General features: G+C 70.6%; 15 protein-coding genes. 8 read left to right on the forward strand and 7 right to left on the reverse strand.

Going from position 1 to position 18,029, the window contains the following annotated elements; translation table 11 throughout:
- Positions 1 to 4 precede the first annotated feature (4 nt).
- The 5 genes from hemC to hemE all read right to left on the reverse strand — a co-directional run bounded on the left by hemC (position 5) and on the right by hemE (position 5,955).
- Entirely contained in the window at positions 5 to 1,045 is a 1,041-nt protein-coding gene (gene hemC / locus C8E99_RS06665) for a hydroxymethylbilane synthase (RefSeq protein ID WP_115931627.1), read from the reverse strand.
- Positions 1,042 to 2,367, reverse strand: a complete 1,326-nt coding sequence (locus tag C8E99_RS06670; protein WP_115931628.1) for a ferrochelatase — start codon at positions 2,365 to 2,367, stop codon at positions 1,042 to 1,044. The genes hemC and C8E99_RS06670 overlap by 4 nt, the downstream gene beginning before the upstream one ends.
- Positions 2,367 to 3,119 (reverse strand): hydrogen peroxide-dependent heme synthase, encoded by a 753-nt coding sequence (gene hemQ, locus C8E99_RS06675; protein ID WP_115931629.1) that lies wholly within the window; start codon positions 3,117 to 3,119, stop codon positions 2,367 to 2,369. Before hemQ ends, C8E99_RS06670 begins: the two co-directional genes overlap by 1 nt.
- Positions 3,120 to 3,280: 161 nt before the next feature.
- A complete protein-coding gene (locus C8E99_RS06680) occupies positions 3,281 to 4,822 on the reverse strand; it encodes a protoporphyrinogen/coproporphyrinogen oxidase (protein ID WP_115931630.1) in 1,542 nt (513 codons plus the stop codon).
- Complete coding sequence (hemE, locus tag C8E99_RS06685; protein ID WP_245952126.1) at positions 4,819 to 5,955, reverse strand: uroporphyrinogen decarboxylase; 1,137 nt, start codon at positions 5,953 to 5,955, stop codon at positions 4,819 to 4,821. The genes C8E99_RS06680 and hemE overlap by 4 nt, the downstream gene beginning before the upstream one ends.
- 150 nt (positions 5,956 to 6,105) lie before the next feature.
- Between hemE and C8E99_RS06690 the strand changes: the two genes are divergently transcribed.
- From C8E99_RS06690 to C8E99_RS06720, 7 genes are all read left to right on the forward strand, one after another.
- Positions 6,106 to 7,503, forward strand: a complete 1,398-nt coding sequence (locus C8E99_RS06690; protein WP_115931632.1) for a glutamyl-tRNA reductase — start codon at positions 6,106 to 6,108, stop codon at positions 7,501 to 7,503.
- Positions 7,504 to 7,572: 69 nt separating this feature from the next.
- A complete protein-coding gene (locus C8E99_RS06695; protein WP_170144542.1) occupies positions 7,573 to 8,193 on the forward strand; it encodes a TetR/AcrR family transcriptional regulator in 621 nt (206 codons plus the stop codon).
- A 177-nt stretch (positions 8,194 to 8,370) separates the two neighbouring features.
- Positions 8,371 to 8,604 (forward strand): DUF3107 domain-containing protein, encoded by a 234-nt coding sequence (locus C8E99_RS06700; RefSeq protein WP_115931633.1) that lies wholly within the window; start codon positions 8,371 to 8,373, stop codon positions 8,602 to 8,604.
- Between the two features lie 180 nt (positions 8,605 to 8,784).
- Positions 8,785 to 10,404, forward strand: coding sequence for an RNB domain-containing ribonuclease (locus C8E99_RS06705; RefSeq protein ID WP_115931634.1), 1,620 nt, complete (start codon positions 8,785 to 8,787; stop codon positions 10,402 to 10,404).
- 271 nt (positions 10,405 to 10,675) lie between these two features.
- Positions 10,676 to 12,478 (forward strand): DEAD/DEAH box helicase, encoded by a 1,803-nt coding sequence (locus C8E99_RS06710; RefSeq protein WP_115931635.1) that lies wholly within the window; start codon positions 10,676 to 10,678, stop codon positions 12,476 to 12,478.
- A 48-nt stretch (positions 12,479 to 12,526) separates the two neighbouring features.
- The gene (locus C8E99_RS06715) at positions 12,527 to 13,396 is read left to right on the forward strand and encodes a DNA-methyltransferase (RefSeq protein WP_245952132.1); all 870 of its coding nucleotides are present in this window, start codon (positions 12,527 to 12,529) and stop codon (positions 13,394 to 13,396) included.
- 50 nt (positions 13,397 to 13,446) lie between these two features.
- Complete coding sequence (locus tag C8E99_RS06720) at positions 13,447 to 14,274, forward strand: spermidine synthase (protein WP_115931636.1); 828 nt, start codon at positions 13,447 to 13,449, stop codon at positions 14,272 to 14,274.
- Between the two features lie 73 nt (positions 14,275 to 14,347).
- On the opposite strand, the gene C8E99_RS06725 is transcribed toward C8E99_RS06720, so the two are convergent.
- Positions 14,348 to 15,196: a PHP domain-containing protein gene (locus tag C8E99_RS06725; RefSeq protein ID WP_115931637.1), complete on the reverse strand. Its 849-nt coding sequence runs from the start codon at positions 15,194 to 15,196 to the stop codon at positions 14,348 to 14,350.
- Positions 15,197 to 15,266: 70 nt separating this feature from the next.
- Here C8E99_RS06725 and C8E99_RS06730 point away from each other — a divergent pair, with 70 nt between their 5' ends.
- Positions 15,267 to 16,847 carry an aminopeptidase P family protein gene (locus C8E99_RS06730; protein WP_245952133.1) on the forward strand — a complete coding sequence of 527 codons (1,581 nt, stop codon included), beginning with the start codon at positions 15,267 to 15,269 and terminating at the stop codon, positions 16,845 to 16,847.
- A gap of 32 nt (positions 16,848 to 16,879) precedes the next feature.
- Here C8E99_RS06730 and C8E99_RS06735 read toward each other — a convergent pair whose 3' ends face one another.
- A complete protein-coding gene (locus C8E99_RS06735) occupies positions 16,880 to 17,983 on the reverse strand; it encodes a general stress protein (RefSeq protein WP_115931639.1) in 1,104 nt (367 codons plus the stop codon).
- Positions 17,984 to 18,029 lie beyond the last annotated feature (46 nt).

Below are 18,029 nucleotides of genomic sequence, written 5' to 3' on the forward strand. Positions count from 1 at the left end.
GAGGTCACTGCGGGGCGGGCAGCAGGTCGGCGCCGCCGGCCAGCATGGCCTCCGCCACGTCGATGCCGAGCTGGCGGGCCAACCCGAGAGTCTCGGTGTCGGCGGAACCGTCCTCAAGGCGGACCCGGACGGCCGGCAGGTCCACGGAGGCGTGCTCCCGCAGCAGGCGGCTGCCGTCGGTCGCGGCCACCACGGCGTCCATCACGAGTCTTGCCGGTTCCTTCTCCACTCGGGCGAGGGCACCGATCGGTGCTGCGCATCCGGCCTCGAGCCGCTCCAGCAAGGCTCGCTCGGCGGTGACCTGCAGGCGGGTGACGGCATCGTCGTAGTCAGCCAGGGCCTGCGCCACCGGATGGGTGGACCCGGCACCGGTCACCGCCGTCTCCGGGCGGCACTCCACGGCCAGGGCACCCTGCCCCGGGGCCGGCATCATGACGGTCGGCGCGAGGCGCTCGGTGATGGCCCAGTCGAAGCCGATCCGGTCGAGTCCGGCGCAGGCCAGGATCACGGCGTCCAGATCGCCGCGCGGGGAACCGGCGGCCGCAGGGGCGTGATCATCATGCTGTTCCAGCCCCGGAACCCGCGCGAGTCGGGTCTGCACATTGCCGCGGATGTCCACGACGTCCAGGTCCGGGCGCACGGCCTTGAGCTGGGCGATCCGCCGGGGCGAGCCGGTGCCGACCTTCGCACCCTGCGGCAACTCGGACAGCCGCAGGCCGTCCCGGGCGCAGAGGGCGTCACGGACATCCACCCGCTTCGGGATGGACGCGATGACGAGGCCCTCCGGCTGGACGGAGGGCAAATCCTTGAGGGAGTGGACCGCGAGATCGACCTTCGCATCCAGCACCGCGGCGCGCAGGGCCGAGGCGAAGACCCCGGTGCCGCCGAGCGAGGCCAGGGAACCGGTGGTCACGTCCCCCTCGGTGCGGATGATCTCCAGTTCGGCGTCCAGCCCGGACAGTCCGGCCAGGGCGTCCGCCACAGTGGTCGTCTGGGTTCGGGCCAGGCGGGATCCGCGGGTGCCGATCGTGAAGGTACTGGTCATCGGGTCGGAACACCCACCTCGGAATCGAAGGCTGCCACGGTGGGGCGGACCGTGCCGTCCCGCATGACCTTGACGCAGCAGTTGGGCGCACACACGTCGTTCCAGGCGCCGAAGCAGCCCACGGCGGCCCGGCCCTCGCGCCGGCCCAGGCGCTCCTCGACGATGTCGACGAGGCCCGAGACGAAGGCCGGATGCGTCCCGGGCGTCGGGGTGCGGCGGAAGGCCAGGCCGAGGTTCTCGGCGGTCTCCTTGGCCTCGGTGTCCAGGTCCCACACCACTTCCATGTGGTCGGACACGAAGCCCAGTGGCACCACGAGCACCCCGGCGAGCGGGCCGGCGTCGGACCCTTCGCCGTGGTTCTCGCCTTCGCCCTCGCTCTCGCCGTCGCTTTCGCCTTCGTCGGCGGGTGCGGCCGCCAGTTCCTCGATCGCGTCATTGATGTCCGGCTCGAGCCACGGCACGTGCGGGGCACCCGAGCGGGACTGGTAGACCAGTGACCACTCGATGCCGGCCGCCTCGGGGACGAGCCGCAGGATCTCCTCGGCCACGTCCAGGTGCTGCGCCGAGTAGACATCGGCACCGTTGCCTTCGCCCGGCACCAGCCCGGACTTCTCCTGCAGTTCCGCAGCCACGGGACGGGGCCCGGCTGCTTCGGCATCCGAGGTGGGGATGGAGTGCGTGGCGAAGAAGATGTGCAGCCGGCCGTCTGCCCGGCCGGCGGCCGCCAGCTCGGCGCGGATCTCGGCCAACCCGGCGCTCAGCCCCTCGGCGAAGGGGGCCACGAATCCGGGGTGGTTGAAGTACTGGCGGATCTTGTCCGCCTCGAGCTGGCCCTCCAGGCCGGTGGACCGCAGGGCCATGCCCAGATCCTCGCGGTACTGCCGGCAGGAGGAATAGCAGGAGTACGCCGAGGTGGCCACGGTCAGCATCTTCCGGTGCCCGTCGGCGTAGATCTGCTCCAAGGTCTGGGGGATGTAGGGCGCCCAGTTGCGGTTGCCCCAATAGACCGGCAGGTCGATCCCGCGGGCGGCCAGCTCGGTCCGCAGGGCCTCCAGCAGGGCACGGTTCTGCTCATTGATCGGGCTGATCCCGCCGTTGGCCCGGTAGTGGGTGGCCACCTCTTCCAATCGCTCATCAGGGATGCCGCGTCCTGCGGTGACGTTGCGCAGGAACGGAATCACATCATCCTGTCCCTCGGGTCCGCCGAAGGAGGCCAGCAGGATGGAGTCGTAGTCCTTCGCGGCCATGGTGCCATGCTCATCCACCCCGGCCAGGGGGTCGAAGGGCTGGTTGCCTGCCGCGTGCTTGGCGATGTCCGTCATCAGGCCAGGACCTCCGCGATCTCGCTGGTGGTGATGTGGCGGCCCGTGTAGAAGGGCACCTCTTCGCGTACATGCATGCGGGTCTCGTTGTTGCGCAGGTGGCGCATCATGTCCACGAGATTGTTCAGCTCCGGGGCCTCGAGGCCGAGCAGCCATTCCCAGTCGTTGAGGGCGAAGGCGCTGGTGGTGTTCGCCCAGACCATGGGGAACTCGCGGCCCAGCATGCCGTGGTCCTTGAGCATCCGGCCACGCTCGGCCGGCTCCAGCAGGTACCAGTCGTAGGAGCGGACAAAGGGGTAGAAGCACAGCCACTTCAACGGCTTGCGTCCCATGGCGAAGGCCGGGATGTGGTCCTTGGCGAACTCGGCCATCCGGTCCGAGCCCATGGCGGACAGCACGATGGTGGTACCGGCCAGCAGCTCGGTGCGGCGCAGCGTGCGGATGGCGGCCTGCAGGTCCTCGGCCACGTGGCCGTACATCCAGACCATCAGGTCGGCGTCGGCGCGCATGCCGGAGACGTCATAGGTGCCGCGGACGGTGACGCCCTTCTCGGCGAGCCCGGCGACGACCGCGTCGAACTGCTCCACGGCCCGCTTCCGCTCGGTCTCGGTATGGCCTCCGGCACCGTTGCCGGCCGCGTTCCGCGCGAAGACGGTATAGGTGGTGAACCACTCGACCTTCTCGGCATCGCCCGGGCCGTCTACTCCCTGGGTGCCGGCGTCTGCGTCGCCATGAGGCTGGTTCTCGGTCATCGTCACAACTCCTGTGGTGTCACCTAAGGTCTGGGTTCCGTGTCCACCGCCGGTTTCTACAAGCGGTAGAACGAGCGGTCCCAGCCTACCCCGCCCGGCGGTGAGATGCCTCAGCCGGGTTCAGTCGGCCTGCGGGCCCGTGGAAGGAGCATGCAGAGGGATCACGGCGCGATCCGCCGGCGGGTATCGGCCACGATGGCGGCCAGCCCGGTCCCGGCCAGCCACGCCCCGACCGCGTCCAGCCCGGACTGGTCCCCCAGCCACGTGCGCACCGACTCCACCCGGGTCCGGTGGTCCGTGGTGGCCGCGGGCAGTGCGGACTTCCACCGCACCACGAACGAGTCGACCAGCCCCGCGGCCACGTCCACCCCGGTGAGGGCGGTGGCATCCGCCAGGGCCCTGGCCCGCAAGTCCTCCTCCGGCGTGCGGTATCCCGGCGCGGCCGAATCGGGCGCGTCGGTCACCCGGCCGTAGGACAGGCGCAACACGTGGCGGTGGCCGCCGAGCTCTTGCCGGGCCCAGTCCCACTTGGCGCTGACGTGGGTTAGGGCCTTGGCGCCCACCACGTCCGAAGGGACGGCCGGTGAGACCAGCAGACCCGTTCCCCGGGGGTTCGCGTCCAACCCGGGCGCGTCCACCACCAAGGTCACGAGCGCGACGCCGGCCCCCTCCTGCGGGCGGTCCGCGGCGGACAGTGCCCCGCCGGAGACGGGAGACAGCAGGTCCCAGGCCCGGGGGCCGTCCGTGGCCACGACGACGCGATCCACCGTGACGGCCTCGGTGCCGCCCGCGCCGACGGTCACCTCCACGGTCCAGCGGTGTCCGGCCGTGGCGTGGGCCAGCGTGACCGCGCGGGTCCCGGTCAGCACGCGGGCACCCGCGCGGAGCACTTCCCCGGCGAGCGCGGCGGTCAGGGTGTGCATGCCCCCGCGCAGGGAGGCGACCACGGCTCCCGGCGGGGCGGCGGCGCGCCGGGCGGTCACGGCGCGGGCCAGGGAGCCCTCGGCGACCAGGGCCTCCAGCAGGCCCGGCGCGACGGTGCGCAGGTCCAGGGTATCCGGGTCCGCGGAGTGAACCCCGGCGACGACGGGCGCTACCAGGGTCTGCAACACGCCCTCTCCCATGCGGTCCCGGACCACGGCGCCGACGGTGACCGGGGTCCCCTCCGCGATGGCCTGGCGCCAGGTGTCCAGTGAAGACGGCGCGGGCATCGAGTGCGTGGCAGACGTCGCCTCCGCTGAGTGACCCGGCGAGTCATCGAGGTCCCGGCGGGCCCGCTCCAGGGCGTCGACGCCGAGCGCTTCGGCGACCTCGGGGGCATCCAGATCACCCGGGATCCCCAGGATCCCCAAGTGGGGTGCGGGCACGGCCCGGTGGTCATGACCCGGTCCGGACGGCGGCAGATACAACCACGATCCGCCCGGGTGAGGCGCGACGACGGCCTCCCCCAGTCCCAGCTCCTCCACCAGGTCGCGCACGGCCGGGGTGCGCACGGCGAAGGACTCCGCACCGGCGTCGAGGATGAGCTCGCGCCCCGCGGGCAACGCCACCGTCCGCGGGGCCACGCAACCGCCGAGGGAACCGCCGGCCTCCACCAGGGTGACCTCGTATCCCACGCGCACCAGTTCCCAGGCCGAGAGCAGCCCGGACACTCCCCCACCGACCACGAGGGCGGTGGGGCTGGCTGCCGGCTGGGAAGTCACGGCTGGATCGAGTGGATCAGGTCGACTATCCGGGTCAGGACCGTCGGGTCAGTGGTGGGCGGGACGCCGTGGCCGAGGTTGACCACATGCCCGGGGGCCACACGGCCGGCCTCGACGACCTCACGGACGTGGGCTTCGAGCACCTCCCAGGGGGCGGACAACAGGGCCGGATCGATGTTGCCCTGCAGCGGGACGGTGCCGCGACCGTCGGGGCCAGGCGTGGCACCCAGGCGGCGATGTGCCTCGCCGAGCGGCAACCGGTAGTCGACGCCCATGACGGAGGCTCCGGCGTCGCGCATGGCCGGGAGGATCTCGGAGGTGCCGGTCCCGAAGTGCACGAGCGGCACCGGCTTGCCGCTCCCGTCCACCAAGTCGCGGACGTGGGAGAAGGCATGGGCCGAGTGCGGCTGGACATACCGCTGGTAGTCGGCCAGGGACAGGGATCCCGCCCAGGAGTCGAAGAGCTGGCCAGCAGAGGCCCCGGCCTCGATCTGCGCGCGGAGGAAGGCCCCTGCAGTGTTGGCGGCCCACGTGGCCAGGGCGTTCCAGGTCTCAGGATCCGCGTGCATCATGGTGCGCGGACCCAGGTGGTCGCGGGACGGGCCGCCTTCCACCATGTAGGCGGCCACGGTGAACGGTGCGCCGGCGAAGCCGATCAACGGCGTGCTGCCCAGCTCGGCCACCGTCAGGCGCACGGCCTCCCGGATCGGTTCGAGGGACTCGTCCGTCAGTTCGGGCAGGGCCGCCACATCGGCGGCGGTGCGCACGGCCTGACCGAGCACGGGGCCGGTGCCGGGGACGATGTCCACGTCGACGCCGGCCAAGCGGAGCGGGACGACGATGTCGGAGAAGAAGATGGCGGCATCGACGTCATGCCGGCGCACGGGCTGAAGGGTGATCTCGGACGCCAGCTCCGGCTTCAGGCAGGATTCGAGCATGCCGATGCCCTGGCGCACCTCCCGGTACTCCGGCAGTGATCGGCCGGCCTGCCGCATGAACCACACCGGGGTGCGGGACGGGGTGCCGCCGCGGAAGGCGGTGACCAGAGGGGATCCAACGGTGGATCGGGCCGGGTCGGTGGTGGCCAGCGGATGGTCGGCAGGCAAGGGAGTGCCGGTCAGGGGTTCGGACATGACCGACATTGTCCCATTTTCCTCCTGCAGTGGTGAATCGCGGATGGCGCGAATGAACAGCGAGCGACTGGACAGTGACGGCGCGGTGGCGATCAACACAGGGTGCCCTTCTTAGACCCACCTCTTCGGAGGGATTAGAATCGGCGCATTGTGGCTTTGTTTTCCCTGGTTGCCTCGCACACCGACCTTGACCTCGACACGGTGGCGCAGCTGAGCAACGGCACCGGCGAGGTCGCTTCTGTCATCCCCGAATCCTCTGTCAGCGGTGCGGTCGTGCTGGCCACCTGTAACCGGGTGGAGATCTACGCCGAGGCCCCGGATGACCGTTCGGTCGAGCAGGCCCGCGCCGAGCTGCTGCAGGCGGTGACCCGTGGCTCCGGCCTGGCTCCGTCCACGGTGGAGTCCTCCTTCAAGGTCCTGACCGGTGACACTGCCGTACGCCACCTGTTCGAGGTGGGTTCGGGCCTGAAGTCCGCCGTGGTGGGTGAACGCGAGATCGCCGGACAGGTGCGCCGCGCGCTGGGCACCGCCCAGGAGACGGGGACCGCCACCGGCACCCTGGTCAAGCTCTTCGAATCGGCCACCCGCACCGCCAAGGACGTCGGCACGCGGACCGCGCTGGGATCGGCGGGCCGCTCCATCGTCTCCGTGGCACTCGATCTGACGGCAGACCTGCACGCAGGGGTCTCCGACGCCGAGACCCGCGCTTTCTGGGAGCAGGCCAACATCCTGGTGATCGGCACCGGCTCCTACGCCGGCACCACCCTGGCCCAACTGGCCGATCGCGGCGCCGCCCACGTGGGCGTGCACTCCGCCTCCGGCCGTGCGGAGGCCTTCGTGGCGGACCGCGGCGGATGGGCCATGGCCCTCGGCGGCGAGAAGATCCACGGAGCGATCGCCGAGGCCGACGTCCTGATTGGCTGCTCCGGTGGTGATCGGCGGCTGGAGGCGGAAACCCTGCGCCGGCTTCGCGAGGGCGTGGAGACCCGGTTGACGGTGCTGGACCTGGCCCTCAGCCACGACTTCGACCCGGCCATCGCCGACCTGCCCGGCGTGGACCTGATCACCCTGGAATCGGTGAAGATGGCCGCCCCGGAAGGGCAGCAGGAATCGCTCGTGGAGGCCTCCCGGCTGGTGGACGGCGCGGTGGCCGGATACGTGCAGGAGCGCAAGTCCCGCAGCGCCAACGAGGCCATCGTCGCCCTGCGCAAGCACACCCAACAGGTGCTGGAGTCCGAGATGGAGCGGGTCCGCGGCAAGCACGGCTGCACGGCCGCCTCCGAGGAGGTGGAGTTCGCCCTGCGCCGCATGGTCCGCCAGATGCTCCACGAGCCCACGGTCCGGGCCAAGGAGATGGCGGCCGAGGGCCGTCTCGAGGAGTACGAGAACGCCCTGAACGTCCTGTTCGGCCTGGAGGTCTCCGCACCCGTGGCCCAGACCGGCCTCGAGTCCTGCCCGGCCGACGTCGTACCGGACGCCACCGCCGGAGCAGCGAAGCCGACCTCCGGACCAATGGAGCCGGCCTCCGAAACAGCCCGCATCGCCTGATGGGGCTACCGGCCGGTAGACTGGCCTGCACCGTCTGCACCTGACGAGTCATTCCAGAAAGGCACCACCGTGAGCACCTCCCCCGTGCGCCAGTCGAGGTTGCCCCGCGAGGAGCGCCGCAAGCAGTTGCTCGATGCCGCTCGGCAGGTCTTCGTCGACCATGGGTTCCACGCGACCTCGATGGACGACATCGCCGTGGCCGCCGCCGTCTCCAAGCCGGTCCTGTACCAGCACTTCCCCGGCAAGCACGAGCTCTTCCTCGACCTCATGGACACTCAGGTCGACCTGCTGGGGTCCGCCATCACCGCGGCGTTGGAATCGACGACGGACAACAAGGCCCGCGTGCAGGCCACGATCCATGCCTATTTCCAGTTCGTGGACAGCCCGGACCGGGCCTACCGCCTGCTGTTCGACTCCGGGCTGAACAACGATCCGGATGTCGCCCTGCGGATGGAGGGCCTGGACCACCGGTTCGCCGCCGACATCGCCGAGGTCATCGCCGCCGACACCACGCTCTCCCGGGAGGAGGCGCTGCTGCTGGGCCACGGCCTGGCCGGACTGGTGAATTCCTCCGCCCGGCACTGGGCCGGGCAGTCCGGTGACGATTCGCGGCCGGACCTGGAAACGGCGGCCGACCTGGCGTTCCGCCTTGCCTGGCGCGGCATCAGCCGATTCCCCAAGGAACGCTGACAGCCTGCTGGCGCACAGGCCACAGACGGACGGCGCACGGACCGTTACGCCCGTGGCCGAAGTCGGCTCGGCCCCACCGCGCACCGACCGGTGATCCCCTAGTCTGCTGTCGGACCAGTATCCGCCGGACCACGGAACCCCGTGGGCCCCGGCCCCCGTGACCAGAAGGAGACAGGCATGGAAATCCGCATTGGTGTTCAGAACGTGGCCCGCGAAGTCGTCATCGAGTCGGACGCCACCAACGAGGACGTCGCCCGCCTGGTGTCTGACGCGTTGTCCGATGGCGGCACCCTGCGCCTGAAGGACACCAAGGGCCGTCTGGTTCTGGTTCCCTCGGCCATCATCGGCTACGTCGAGATCGGCACCGAGACCCCGCGTCCGGTCGGCTTCGTCCCGACCCCGGGTTCCTGACCCCTACTTGACCTCTTCTTGACTTCTTCTTGACCCCTTCCTGACCTCCGCGCTACTCGCCAGGTCGTGATCGCCCCGCCGTGCGGGCGGACGTTACTCGTGACGTCCGCCCGCACGGCGGGGCGTCTTGTCCTGTGGGGCACGCTCGGCGACTCCACCACCGCCGGATAGGGTGAGCCCGTGGCCCACTACCATCTGGATCTCGCCCGTTCCGCCGCCCAGACCGAGCTGGCCAGCCGCCTGGCCGCCCTGCGGGAGGAATTCTCCCTGCCCGCCGCTTTCCCACCCGAGGTGCTCGCGGAGGCGGAGCAGGCCGCGGCGAACGCCGTGGACCGCCTTCCGGTCAACGACCGGACCGATCTGCCGTTGCTCACGATCGACCCGCCGGGCTCCACGGACCTGGACCAGGCCGTCCACCTGCAGCGCGGACGCGGTCGCCACTCTTGTCCTGGAGAACCCGCTGGTCCAGACGAGTCCGGCGCCCTGGATGACGGATTCACCGTCCACTACGCGATCGCCGACGTCCCGGCGTTCATCGCTCCCGGGGGGGCATTGGACGCCGAGACCCTGCGCCGAGGACAGACGATCTACCTCCCGGACGGGCGGATTCCGCTGCACCCGGAGGTCATCAGTGAGGACACCGGGTCTCTACTGCCCGGTGTGGACCGCGGCGCGTACCTGTGGACGTTCGGCCTGGACCGGACCGGCGCCGTGGTCTCCACCACGGTGGAACGTGCCCGGGTGCGCAGCCGGAAACAGCTCACCTATCTGGAGGCGCAGCACCGGATCGACGCCGGTGGTGATCCCGACTCCACGCTGGCCCTGCTCAAGGAGGTCGGACTCCTGCGTGCCCGCCTGGAGACCACCCGCGGCGGAGCGAGCCTGCGCCTGCCCGAGCAGGAGATCACGGCCACGGATCACGGCTACCAGGTCCTGACCGCCCCGGCGCTGGATGTGGAGGACTGGAATGCCCAGATCTCACTGATGACGGGCATCGCCGCGGCGCACATCATGCTCGAAGGCGGCGTGGGCATCCTGCGCACCATGCCGCCGGCCGACCCGGACGCGGAGTCGAGGTTCCGGGCCCGGACGCGAGCCCTCGGGCATCCGTGGCCGCAGGATCAGCCGTACGGCGAATACCTGCGGGAACTGGACACCACGCGACCTCAGGAGCTGGCCATCATGCACGCGGCCACCTCCTTGTTCCGGGGCGCCGGCTACACCGCCTTCGACGGCGACACGCCCGAGATGGCCGTCCAGTCCGCGATCGCGTCGCCCTACGCCCACGCCACCGCGCCACTGCGGCGGTTGGTGGACCGGTTCGTCCTGGCCACCTGCCTGGCCCTGGAGAACCGCGAGGACGTGCCCCTGGGTGTCCGCGGCCTGCTCCAGAGCCTGCCCGCGGCCATGAAGGACTCCTCACTCGTGACGTCCCGGGCCACCAATGCCGCGTTGGACCTGGTGGAGGCGGCGTCCCTGCACGGGAGGGAGGGCCAGGAGTTCAACGCCGTGGTCATCTCCGCTCCGAGCCCTGAGCAGGCCGAGAAGGCCCGCAGCCAGGGGCGTCTGTCCTGGGGCGAGATCCAGGTGGAACAGCCCCCGGTCCTGGCCCGCTTCGAAGGCCATGCCGAGGCCGGGCAGCGCATCCGGGCGGTGCTCGTCACAGCGGACATGGCCACCCGCACCGTGCTGTTCCGGGTCGCCGGCCAGGCTCCCCCGCCCCGGCCCGCGGAGGTCCCGGGTGGGGCCCTCGCACCGGAAGATCACGCGGACCCGGTAGACTGGCCTCATCAAGGATGACCGATCGCATTGTTCATCTGCGTTCACCCTCGTGATTTGACTCTCCGGATCCGGCACGCGCCCCTGAAGGGCCAGCCCGAATCCAGGGCCCATCCCCTCGATGCCGGCCTTGCACCTCCCGCGATCGGCTCCACCATGGACGCACGGCGTCCGGCCGATCCGCGCCGCCCCGCAGCTAGCCGAGCTAGCCGGAGCCAGGCGCCGGAGTGCACTGGAACCAGTGCCATCGCGCCGAGCCGCCCTGCCTGAATGACGGGACCGACTTTTCCCCATGACTCCTGAACAGAAGATCGCCGCAGACAACGACATCGACACCGAGGACCTGGCCACCTCCGAGATCGAGACGATCGAGGTGGAGGACTCCATCGACATCGCCGAGGCCAACGAGCCCGTGGCGGAGAAGACCTTCGCCGACTTCAAGGTCCGCTCGGACATGGTCGAGGCCCTCGCCGAAAAGGGCATCACCCACCCTTTCCCGATCCAGGCCATGACCCTTCCGGTCGCCCTGGGCGGGCATGACATCATCGGCCAGGCCAAGACCGGCACGGGCAAGACCCTCGGCTTCGGCCTGCCTGCCCTGCAGCGTGTGGTGGGCCCGGGCGAGCCGGGTTTCGACCAGCTCGACTCCCCCGGCGCTCCGCAGGCGCTGATCGTCGCACCGACCCGTGAGCTGGCCAACCAGGTCGCCCAGGACATCACGACCGCCGCCTCCAAGCGTTCCGTCCGCATCGCCACCATCTATGGCGGACGTGCCTACGAGCCCCAGATCGAGGAGCTGCAGCGCGGGGTCGAGGTCGTCGTCGGCACCCCCGGACGCCTCATCGACCTGATGCGCCAGCGTCACCTGAACCTCAAGCTCGTGAAGATCGTGGTGCTGGACGAGGCCGACGAGATGCTGGACCTGGGCTTCCTTCCGGATGTGGAGACGCTCCTCTCCGCCGTTCCTGAGGTCCGCCAGACCATGCTCTTCTCGGCCACCATGCCCGGTCCCGTGGTCGCCATGGCCCGCCGGTACATGACGCAGCCGACCCACATCCGCGCCGCGGACCCTGACGACGAGGGCATCACCAAGAAGGACATCCGCCAACTGGTCTACCGCGCTCACCACATGGACAAGGACGAGCTCGTCGCCCGCGTCCTGCGCGCCGAGGGCCGTGGCAAGACCATCATCTTCACCCGCACCAAGCGCACCGCCGCGCGCGTCTCGGACGAACTGTCCAAGCGCGGCTTCGCCGCCGGTGCCATCCACGGCGACCTCGGCCAGGGTGCCCGCGAGCAGGCCCTGCGTGCCTTCCGCGGAGACAAGGTCGACGTGCTGGTCGCCACCGACGTGGCCGCCCGCGGCATCGACGTGGACGATGTCACCCACGTGATCAACTTCCAGTGCCCCGAGGACGAGAAGACCTACCTGCACCGCGTGGGCCGCACCGGCCGCGCCGGCAACAAGGGCACCGCCGTGACCTTGGTCGACTGGGAGGACATGCCACGCTGGGGTCTGATCAACAAGGCCCTCGGACTGGACGTCCCCGAGCCGCCGGAGACCTATTCCTCCTCGAAGCACTTCTTCGAGGACTTGAACATCCCGAAGGGCTCCAAGGGCCGCCTGCCCCGGGACCAGCGCACCAAGGTGGGCCTGGACGCGGAGACGCTCGAGGACCTCGGCGGTCCGGGCGCAAAGTCGGACAGCCGAGACGACCGTGGCGGCCGTAGCGGGCGGGGCCGTGGTGACCGCGAGGGCGGGCGCGACGGCGGCCGGTCCGGGCGCGGTGGACGCGGCGGCCGTGATGGTGGTCGCGAGGGCGGCCGGGGCCGCGGACACTCCGGTGAGGGCCGCGAGCGCTCCGGCGAGGACCGCAGGGAGCGCGCCCCGCGCGAGGGCGACTCGGGTGAGACGCACTCCGCGGGTGCGGGCCGGCGTCGTAGTACCGCAGACGCTTCCGGTGCGGCCTCCGAGGGCGGCGCCACGCGCAGCCGCACGCGGAGCCGGTCCCGCACGCGCCGCAAGAACGGCAACGTGGTGCAGGGCGGCCCGGGTGGCGAGGCCACCGGCGGTCAGGCACCCTCCGGCGAGTGAGCGGCGCTCCACCGTGCCCGTATCTCCGTACGCCGTCACCACAGCACCGTGGCCGGCCCCGGCACCGTGACCGCTGTGGATGAGTTCCGGCCGGACGGCCCCAATCTGGTGGTGGGGGCGGAGAACCTCGAGTTCCTGCCCTCGCTGCCGGACGGGGCCTTCACCCTGGTCTATCTGGATCCTCCGTTCAACACGGGGCGGACCCAACGGCGCCAGCAGCTGTCCATGGTCCGTGCCGCCGCGGAGGAATCGGACCGGGTCGGCTTCGGCGGGCAGAGCTACAAGACCATCAAGGGCGCCCTGGCCTCCTACGATGACGCCTTCGCCGACTACTGGGAGTTCCTCGAGCCCCGGTTGCGCGAGGCCTGGCGGCTCCTGGCCGATGACGGCACCCTCTATCTGCACCTGGACTACCGGGAGGTGCACTACGCCAAGGTCATGCTGGATGCGATCTTCGGCCGGGAGTGCTTCCTCAACGAGATCATCTGGGCCTACGACTTCGGCGGCCGGTCCAAGCGGAGGTGGCCGAGCAAGCACGACACGATCCTGGTCTATGTCAAGGACCCGGACGGCTACTGGTTCGACTCGGAGGAGGTCGATCGGGAGCCGTACATGGCACCCGGGCTCGTGACACCGGAGAAGGTCGCCCGCGGCAAGCTGCCCACCGATGTCTGGTGGCACACAATCGTCTCCCCCACCGGCAAGGAGAAGACCGGCTACCCGACCCAGAAGCCGCTGGGCCTGCTCAAGCGGATGGTGGCGGCGTCGACCCGCCGGGACGACTGGGTGCTCGACTTCTTCGCCGGCTCCGGCACGCTCGGGGCCGCCGCAGCCGCACTCCAGCGGCGCTTCGTGCTCGTGGACCAGAACCCCGAGGCCCTCGAGGTCATGCGCCGCCGGCTCGCCGAACACCTCTGAGCGCGGCTCACACCCGGCGCAGCCCGTGAGCCTGAGCCTGTCAGAATGGCATGATGGCCGACCCTGACGCGTTCCACCCCACCCCCCGGAGTCTCCACCTGAGTGTGAGCGGTGAGCAGGCCCGGATCCGCCCGGACGAGCACGACGAGGGCTGGGTGCTGGAGATCAGCGGGGCGGTCCAGTCCCATGTCGATCTGCACGACCCCACCCGCATCCGCTATGAGTATCTGCGCCGAGTGGCCAACGTCCTCGACGCCGGTTGGCCGAGCCACCGGCCCCTCCGCATCCTCCACCTGGGCGCGGGTGCGCTCACCCTGCCGCGGTACGTCCAGCTGACGCGTCCCAGCTCCGTCCAGACGGTGGTGGACCTCAACCGCGAGTTGCCGACGCTGGTCTGCTCCGCCCTGCCCCTGCCGGAGGGGACGGACCTGACCGTGATCATCGGAGACGCCCGCGCCGAGCTCGCCCGCCTGGAGGGCCAGGAGTTCGATGCCGTCGTCCTGGACATCTACACCTCAGTGGACGCTGCCGCACATCTCACGGGCAGCGAGTTCTACGGTGAGCTGCTGGGCCATCTGGCTGAGTCCGGAGTGCTGCTGGTGAACATCGGGGATGACACGGGCCTGCGGTTCCTGGCCCGGCAGGCCCGGGCCCTGGAGAGCGCCGCCGCCGGAGCGGGCCTCACCGGCGCCTGGACCCTGGCCGACGCGACGATGCTGGACCGTCTGCAGGCCGGCAACGCGGTCCTGGCTGCCGGCAGCGCTCTCGATGGACAGGACCAGGCGGGACACCACACCCGGCTGCTGGCGGCCGGACCACATCCTGCAGCGGTGCTCGCTCCGGAGCAGACGGCGGCCCTCGCGGCCCGGATCGGCTAGAGCACCGGTACAGCCACAGGCACGGCCACAGCCATAACCACAACCACAACCACAGGCAGGGTCACGGGTGACGTCACGGCCGGATGACCTCCGTGCCCGTGGCCTGCTCCGCCAGTCGGGCGACCACCTCATCGGGAGTCGTGTTCTCGCCGATCCGATTGGGCTTGCCGGCACCGTGGTAATCGGAGGAGCCGGTGATGAAGAGGTCGTGCTCCAGGGCGAGGAGCCGCAGGGTGCGCCGGGCCTCGTCCGGGTTGTCCCGGTGGAAGACCTCGACGCCGGCAAGTCCGGCCTCGATCATCTCGCGGAACAGCTCCATGCCGATGACGCGGCCGCGCATGGACGCCATGGGGTGGGCGAAGACCGGCACGCCCCCGGCCTCGAGCACCAGACGGACGGCGTCCACCGGGTCTGGAGCGTAGTGGCCCACGTAGTAGGGCGAGCGCGGGGTCAGGATCGAGGTGAAGGCGGCCGAGCGGTCCCGGATCACGCCTGCGGTGACGAGCGCATCGGCGATGTGCGGTCGGCCGATCGTGGCGTCCGGGGTGGCGTGGGCCAGCACCATCTCCCACGTGATGGGATAGTCCTCCCCCAACCGCTTGACCATGCGTTGGGCCCGCATGAGCCGCGAGGTCCGGGCCCGGCCGATCTCCTCCATGAGTCCGGGTGCCAGCGGATCGTGCAGGTAGGACAGCAGATGCACACTGATCCCGGTGTCCGAGACGCAGGAGACTTCCATGCCGGGAATGAACGTCAGGCCCGTCTCCACGGCAGCGTGGGCGGCCTCGGCCCAGCCGGCGGTGGTGTCATGGTCAGTCAGGGCCAGGCCGGTGAGGCCGGCCCCGGCGGCGGCCCGCACCACATCGGCGGGCGGTTCGGTGCCATCCGAGACATGGGAGTGTGTGTGCAGGTCGAACGGCATGACCCCCAGACTAGCCAACGGCTCCCGGCTCGCGGGAAAGAATGCGGCGATGAGTGGAATGATGGAAACCATGAACGACGAAACACCCCGGCCCACCGACCAGACCGCGCCCGCCGACCAGGCCGGCACCGCAGCCGACCAGCCCGTAGAAGACCGCGTGAACAACCGGTCCCAGAAGCCGACCTCGGACGCGTTCAAGCGGTTCATGGGCTCGAACTGGGCCCCCACCGAGACCACACCGGTCCTGCCGGATGCCTCGGCCCCGTTCGCCGCCCGGCGCCGCAAGGCCCTGTCCGAGCAGTTCGAGGGCGAGCGGCTCGTCATCCCGGCCGGAGCGCTCAAAGTCCGCTCCAATGACACCGACTACCGTTTCCGCGCCCACTCCGCCTTCGCCCACCTGACCGGCTTGGGCGTGGACCATGAGCCGGATGCCACCCTCGTCCTGGAGCCGGTGGATCACGGCGCCGGTGACCACGGCGGACACCACGAGGCCACCCTGTACTTCCGTCCCATGGCCGGCCGCGATTCCGAGGAGTTCTACTCCAACGCCCGCACCGGTGAGTTCTGGATCGGCACCCGCCCCACCCTCGGCGGTTTGCAGGCCCGCACCGGGGTCCGCACCGCCGACCTGTCCGAACTGGAGGTCGCCGTCACCAAGAATGCCGGTGCCGTGGAGATCGGCGGGGTCCGCATCCGCCTGCTTCGCGGCTCCGACCTGGACGTCGAGGCCCTGGTGGACACCTCCCGCATCAACACCGGGGTGGACCTGGAGTTCTCGGACGGCCTGGACGCCCAGCTCACCGAATTCCTCTCCGAGCTGCGCCTGGTCAAGGACGGCTGGGAGATCGAGGAGCTGCGCGGCTCCGTGGCGGCTACCATCGCCGGCTTCGAGGACATCGTCCGGGTTCTGCCCGCCGCCCGCGGCCATGAACGCGGCGAGAGGATCGTGGAGGGCGCGTTCTTCTCCCGTGCTCGCCTCGAGGGCAACGACCTGGGCTATGACACCATCGCGGCCTCCGGCAACAACGCCACCGTGCTGCACTGGATCCGCAACAACGGCGAGGTGCGCTCCGGGGATCTGATCCTCGTGGACGCCGGCGTGGAGGCGGACTCCCTCTACACGGCCGACATCACCCGCACCCTGCCGGTCGACGGCATGTTCTCGCCGATCCAGCGCACCATCTACCAAGCCGTGCTCGAGGCCGCCGACGCCGCCTTCGCCGCGGTGAAGCCCGGCCTGAGGTTCCGGGACATCCACACCACCGCCATGCAGGTGCTGGCCGAGCGACTGCACGAGTGGGGCCTGCTGCCGGTCTCCGTGGACGAGGCCCTCTCACCCGAGGGCCAACAGCACCGCCGGTGGATGCCGCACGGCACCAGCCACCACCTGGGCCTGGACGTGCACGACTGTGCCCAGGCCAAGCGCGAGCTCTACCTGGACGCCGAGATCGTCCCGGGCATGGTCTTCACGATCGAGCCAGGCCTGTACTTCAAGAACGAGGACCTGGCGGTGCCGGAGGAGTACCGCGGCATCGGCGTGCGCATCGAGGACGACATCTACGTCACGGACGAGGGCGCCGAGAACCTCTCCGCCGCCCTGCCGCGCACCCCCGATGACGTCGAGGCATGGATGGCCCGGCTCCTCGGCTGACGGGCGGTCGGCGGACGCGCCCGTCTGATCCGTCAGTCGCGCCGCTCAGGCTCGTCCTGGGCGGCGTCCGGCTGACCGGCCTCGGACTGGCCGGCCTCGGGCTGGTCCCCGGCCACCCGGCGTCCATAAGCCGGCCGTTCGAAGGAGCCCGCCTCGCTCGTGCCGGGTTCTCCCGAACCGGTCTCGCCCGGCGCCGCGGTGGTGTTCTGGGCCTGTTCCGCGGACCCGGTGCCCGACGTCGGCCGGTCACCGCCCGCTGTCGGTGCGCCTTCACCGTCGACGGGACGACTGGGATCGGAACGGCGGCCGGAGCCACCGGCACGGCCCTTGCGGCCGGTCTCCTGCTGGCCGTAGGACGGGGCCTCGAAGGACGCGGCCGCCTGGCCGCCCGGAGTGTTCTTGGCGGCATTCTCGCTGAGGATGCGTTCCTGGACGACCTTCGCCTCGTCCTCCGGCAGCCGCACCCCGTATTGGGGGCGGCCATCCGGCAGGTCCGGGAAGGTTCCATTGCGGGAAGGCGCCTCGGTCTCCGGTGCCGACGGCACGGGTGCGGTGTCCGCGGAGTGGGTGGCCGGCGTCGGGCCCTGGCGGGCCGTGGGCTCCTGGGCGGGAGTCTGGTTGGCCGGCGGGCCGGGGGTGTGCGCTGCGGGTGCCGGGGCCTGGGCTGGTCGGCCCAGCAGTTGCTTGGCCTGATGCGCCGTCTCGAACTCGCAGACCACGTCGAAGTTGGAGGGGACCAGCTGTTGGACCGAGTTCACGCCGCGGCCCTTGCGCAGTGCGTGCCCGATCACGCCGAAGAGCACCCAGATGGCCACGCCGAGACCCACCGTGTACAGGATCTGGAACCCGGACCCAGAGGGGTCGATCAGGGTCATCAGGATGCCGATCATCGCACCGAAGAAGGCACCCTGGATGGCCGAGCGCAAGGCCACCGACGGGTAGGTCAGGCGGTTGCGGATCCGCTCGACGGTGCGCAGGTCGGTGCCGACGACCGACACCGTGCGGACGTCGAACTCCTGCTCGGCCAGTCGGTCCACGACCTTCCGGGCCTCGGCGTAGGTGGGGAAGGACCCCAGCACCTCACCGCGGGGCAGGCCGCTGACCGAGGGGTCGGAGGACGTGGGACCGAAGAGCATGGACATAGGCTCCATTGTGCCGCTCGTGCCGGTGCGGGTCATCACG

It is taken from the genome of Citricoccus muralis, from assembly GCF_003386075.1.
Taxonomy (GTDB): Bacteria; Actinomycetota; Actinomycetes; order Actinomycetales; family Micrococcaceae; genus Citricoccus; species Citricoccus muralis.

Excerpts from the sequence above, each read along its gene's own strand:
- hemE (WP_245952126.1), bottom strand. The coding sequence starts at position 5,955 with ATGTCCGAACCCCTGACCGGCACTCCCTTGCCTGCCGACCATCCGCTG.
- C8E99_RS06735 (WP_115931639.1), bottom strand. The coding sequence starts at position 17,983 with ATGCTCTTCGGTCCCACGTCCTCCGACCCCTCGGTCAGCGGCCTGCCC.
- C8E99_RS06670 (WP_115931628.1), bottom strand. The coding sequence starts at position 2,367 with ATGACGGACATCGCCAAGCACGCGGCAGGCAACCAGCCCTTCGACCCC.
- C8E99_RS06700 (WP_115931633.1), top strand. The coding sequence starts at position 8,371 with ATGGAAATCCGCATTGGTGTTCAGAACGTGGCCCGCGAAGTCGTCATC.
- C8E99_RS06720 (WP_115931636.1), top strand. The coding sequence starts at position 13,447 with ATGATGGCCGACCCTGACGCGTTCCACCCCACCCCCCGGAGTCTCCAC.
- C8E99_RS06725 (WP_115931637.1), bottom strand. The coding sequence starts at position 15,196 with ATGCCGTTCGACCTGCACACACACTCCCATGTCTCGGATGGCACCGAA.
- hemQ (WP_115931629.1), bottom strand. The coding sequence starts at position 3,119 with ATGACCGAGAACCAGCCTCATGGCGACGCAGACGCCGGCACCCAGGGA.
- C8E99_RS06730 (WP_245952133.1), top strand. The coding sequence starts at position 15,267 with ATGAACGACGAAACACCCCGGCCCACCGACCAGACCGCGCCCGCCGAC.
- C8E99_RS06710 (WP_115931635.1), top strand. The coding sequence starts at position 10,676 with ATGACTCCTGAACAGAAGATCGCCGCAGACAACGACATCGACACCGAG.
- hemC (WP_115931627.1), bottom strand. The coding sequence starts at position 1,045 with ATGACCAGTACCTTCACGATCGGCACCCGCGGATCCCGCCTGGCCCGA.